At 57.4% G+C, this 2,512-nt stretch carries 2 protein-coding genes and 1 CRISPR repeat array; both genes read right to left on the reverse strand.

Features of this window, described 5'->3' with window-relative positions; all coding sequences use genetic code 11:
• Positions 1–36 precede the first annotated feature (36 nt).
• Positions 37–2,095: direct repeats of the CRISPR family, unit length 29 nt; unit sequence CGGTTCACCCCCACGGGTGTGGGGACAAC.
• Between the two features lie 19 nt (positions 2,096–2,114).
• Positions 2,115–2,384 (reverse strand): type I-E CRISPR-associated endoribonuclease Cas2e, encoded by a 270-nt coding sequence (gene cas2e, locus JX360_RS16995; protein WP_244353335.1) that lies wholly within the window; start codon positions 2,382–2,384, stop codon positions 2,115–2,117.
• Between the two features lie 34 nt (positions 2,385–2,418).
• The gene (locus JX360_RS18165; protein ID WP_425244331.1) at positions 2,419–2,502 is read right to left on the reverse strand and encodes a hypothetical protein; all 84 of its coding nucleotides are present in this window, start codon (positions 2,500–2,502) and stop codon (positions 2,419–2,421) included.
• Positions 2,503–2,512: the final 10 nt, after the last annotated feature.

Consider the following 2,512-nt stretch of genomic DNA (forward strand, 5'->3'; position numbering starts at 1 on the left):
AACTGGATTTGAGAATCGCCTGATTTGTGCTCCACCTGGTTCACCCCCACGGGTGTGGGGACAACGACTCCAAAATCTCACTGCTGCTGAAGGAGTGCGGTTCACCCCCACGGGTGTGGGGACAACGGCGACAACTAAATCTTCCACCAGGCTTTTCCCGGTTCACCCCCACGGGTGTGGGGACAACGATCCCGGATTACGGGTGCCCGTGCCGACTGCCGGTTCACCCCCACGGGTGTGGGGACAACTGACGAATTTGTACCGCCAATACCCCATGTCGTACGGTTCACCCCCACGGGTGTGGGGACAACCTGTGGGTTGAATTTTGGATTACAAGCCTTGCCCGGTTCACCCCCACGGGTGTGGGGACAACCATTAGGGGAAGGTCAGGGCCGTTAATGATTACGGTTCACCCCCACGGGTGTGGGGACAACGAGGATCCAGCTTTTCCAATTAGGTCTTCAGGCGGTTCACCCCCACGGGTGTGGGGACAACTGGATCCCCTCAGAGTGGGGGGGTGATCGGGGGCGGTTCACCCCCACGGGTGTGGGGACAACGCACTTCAAATCGAAGCGGGTGTTGAAAACGCTACGGTTCACCCCCACGGGTGTGGGGACAACCAGGTTCTGCCCTGTGTGCCAGTGGCGCAAATCGGTTCACCCCCACGGGTGTGGGGACAACGCTGCCCTATCCGCGTCAGATAAGGATTTGACCGGTTCACCCCCACGGGTGTGGGGACAACCAACACTAATTGCCGTAACTCTTGGGGCTGATCGGTTCACCCCCACGGGTGTGGGGACAACCCTTCCCTTTGAGGATGCGAATCATGAGCTTTCGGTTCACCCCCACGGGTGTGGGGACAACGCAGGCTGGACGATCCACTGCCTATCATTGATGCGGTTCACCCCCACGGGTGTGGGGACAACTGCCGCTTGGGCCACACAAATCAGCAGCTCTGCGGTTCACCCCCACGGGTGTGGGGACAACACGGTGCGCCCCGTCCTCAGTAGTCGGGACGGGCGGTTCACCCCCACGGGTGTGGGGACAACGCCTTCCCTTTGAGGATGCGAATCAAGAGCTTTCGGTTCACCCCCACGGGTGTGGGGACAACGGGAGAACTGGTAACGATGCTCGACTCCAGGGCGGTTCACCCCCACGGGTGTGGGGACAACGGAGTGTCCTGGATCCGCTCTCATTGCGTCGTCGGTTCACCCCCACGGGTGTGGGGACAACCTCTTTTTTGGTCAAATCTGAAGCCCTCCTCTCGGTTCACCCCCACGGGTGTGGGGACAACTTTACCTGCTCTCGGACTTTCATTCCTGCCCTCGGTTCACCCCCACGGGTGTGGGGACAACGCTAGATCTGCCATCTACTCCGGTTAATTTCGCCGGTTCACCCCCACGGGTGTGGGGACAACTGTGCTGCTTAACTGGCCATTGCGGATTAGATCGGTTCACCCCCACGGGTGTGGGGACAACTCAGTTTTGACTTTGTGACCTTTCCGTTTTTCGGTTCACCCCCACGGGTGTGGGGACAACGACCTGATTGTCGTGGCAGTATCCAGCAGCAGCCGGTTCACCCCCACGGGTGTGGGGACAACTCTGGGGCATATAACCTCAGTTTTACTTGGATCGGTTCACCCCCACGGGTGTGGGGACAACTCGTGCCTTTACGGGCTTGCTAGCGGTGTCCCCGGTTCACCCCCACGGGTGTGGGGACAACGCCGCCTTGATCAGTTGGGCTGCTAATGTGCTGCGGTTCACCCCCACGGGTGTGGGGACAACACTCTAATAATCGAAATTATTAGATCTATTGGCGGTTCACCCCCACGGGTGTGGGGACAACGTAATTTGGTATTTCTCTGCCAGCACCCTTTTCACGGTTCACCCCCACGGGTGTGGGGACAACACTTATTCCAACACTTAGAAACTTTATGATCAACGGTTCACCCCCACGGGTGTGGGGACAACCCGCATTACTACCAGGATTCCATCCTAAATCACCGGTTCACCCCCACGGGTGTGGGGACAACGCAAGATGGCCAGCAAATACCCATTAGAGTATGGCGGTTCACCCCCACGGGTGTGGGGACAACACTTCCATTTTTCGCTATTTCAGTGGGTTTTGACCAGCAACACCCCTTCTATGTCTACAAGCTGCCGAGAGGGATCCCCTATACTCTTTGCCCAGAACCCCTGCTCTGAGTTGGTGGAGTAGAGCATCAAGACAGAACCATTGCCCAAATTACTCGTCACCCGTGCCCATAACTCATCTCGAACCAGAGCTGATACTCGACCCGTAAAGACCCCCGCCTTCACCTCAAACAACCAGCGGCTCAAATCTCCCCGCAAACTCGCTGGTACATTCTCCAGAACAAAGACCACCAGGCTCTCCTGGACTTATGGTGATCAAGGATTACTAAGGCCAGAAAGCTGCTAATAATCTGGCTCTGAAGTTAGTAATGTTGGTAAACCCATACCCTTGTCGCTTGATTACCTTGATCCGGTTGTTG

This window comes from Thermostichus vulcanus str. 'Rupite', assembly GCF_022848905.1.
Lineage (GTDB): Bacteria > Cyanobacteriota > Cyanobacteriia > Thermostichales > Thermostichaceae > Thermostichus > Thermostichus vulcanus_A.